Consider the following 1,936-nt stretch of genomic DNA (forward strand, 5'->3'; position numbering starts at 1 on the left):
CGCCAGCGGCGCGAACGCGCTCCCCAGCGACGCCAGCCGGTCGACGTCCGCGAACAGCCGCTCCCGGTGGCTCGTCCCCTCGCGGTCGTGGTACTGGTGTTTGACTTCGGCCTTGAGCTTCGCGAGGTCGACCCCCGTGGGACAGTCGCTCTGACAGCCCTTGCAGCCGATACAGAGATCGAGCACCTCCTCCTGGAACCGCTCGCCGTACAGTTCCTCGGGATCGATCTCGCCGCTGATGGCCGCCCGGAGCAGGTTGGCCCGCCCGCGCGTCGTCGCGATCTCCTCCTCGGTCGCCCGATACGTGGGACACATCACGTCGCCGTCGCTCTGCCGGCAGGTGCCACAGCCGTTACAGAGCTCGACGACGTGCGAGAAGCCGCCCTCATCGTCGAAGTCGAGGGTCGTCCGCGGCTCGAGCGAGGCGTAGTCCGGGCCGTATCGCAGATGTTCGCGGATGTCCGTCGAATCCTCCTCGCGGTAGACGACCTTGCCGGGGTTCATCCGCCAGTCCGGGTCGAAGGCCGACTTGAGATCCTGAAAGGCGGTCCAGAGCTCGGGGCCGTACAGCTTCGGGTTGAACTCCGTCCGCGCGAGGCCGTCGCCGTGCTCCCCGGAAAAGGAGCCGTTGTGCTCGCGGACGAGGTCGGTGACGTCGTCGGCGATCGCGCGCATCTTCTCGACGTCGCCGCCCTCCTTCAAGTTCAGGACCGGCCTGATGTGGAGCGTGCCGACCCCCGCGTGGGCGAAGTACGCGGCCGTGGTGTCGTGTTTCTCGAGGATCTCCTGAAACCCCGCGACGTACTCGGCGAGTTCCTCGGGCGGGACGGACGCGTCCTCGACGAAGGGGTACGGCTTCGGATCGCCCTCCATGCTCATCAACAGCGGAATCGCGGCCTTCCGGAGCTTCCAGAGCCGGTCTTGCTCCGCGGGGGAAAACGCCTCGATCGAGTCGAACGCTGCACCCTCGTCCACAAGTCGGCTCGTCGCCCCAGCGATCGCATTCGGGCGGTCGTCGACGACCTCGGAGTCGAATTCGAGCATCAACGCCGCCTCGGTCCCCCGGGGAATCGGTTCGACGTACTCGGCGTACTCCGCAGACTCGGCGGCCAGTCGGAACACCTCCCGGTCCATCAGCTCGACCGCGCTGGCCTCGAGCGCGAGGGCCTCGGGAACGGCGGCCAGCGCCTCGAGCAGATCGTCGTAACAGCAGACGGTGAGCGCGGTCTCGTCGGGTCGGGTCACCAGCGACAGGGTCGCTTCGACGACGACGCCGAGCGTCCCTTCGGCCCCCACGAGCAGTTTTGAGAGGTTGATGATCCGGTCTCCCTCCTCGCGGGCTTCGTCCGCTCGGCGTTCCGAGGCGGCGGTCGCCGCCGCACCCGCCGGTTCGGTGCGGATCACTTTCTGCAGATTGTACCCGCTGACGCTGCGTTTGAGTTTCGGATACCGCTCCTCGATTTCCTCGGCGGTATCCTCGACGAGCGCTCGGACCGTCCGGTAGATCGCGGCCTCGCGGTCGTCTTTCGAGACGATTCGCTCCCACTCCGGTCCGTCGAGGACGACGTCTCGAGTCCGGATCCTCGATCCGTCGGCGAGGACCACCTCGCATTCCTCGACGTAAGCGTCCGTGATGCCGTAGCGCACCGAGTGTGCGCCCGTCGAATTGTTGCCGATCCCGCCGCCGATCGTCGCCCGATTCGAGGAGGCCGGGTCCGGTGGGAATTTGAGGCCGTGGGGCTCGAGTGCGGCGTCGAGATCGTCCTGTACGACGCCGGGCTGGACGACGGCGGTCTGCTCGTCAGGATCGATACGTCGAACGTCGTCCATGTGTCGCGACAGATCGAGGACGACACAGTCCGGGCCGACGGCCTGCCCGGCAAGCGATGAGCCCGCTCCGCGCGGCAGGACCGGCGCGTCGTAGTCGGCCGCGACA

The 1,936-nt window shown here is 67.5% G+C and carries 1 protein-coding gene; it reads right to left on the minus strand.

What is annotated here, in order from left to right:
* Positions 1-1,936, minus strand: a 1,936-nt coding sequence (locus PGX04_RS19405; RefSeq protein WP_273740018.1) for an FAD-binding and (Fe-S)-binding domain-containing protein, incomplete at both ends; no start/stop codon positions are given.

Source organism: Natrinema soli (assembly GCF_028618695.1).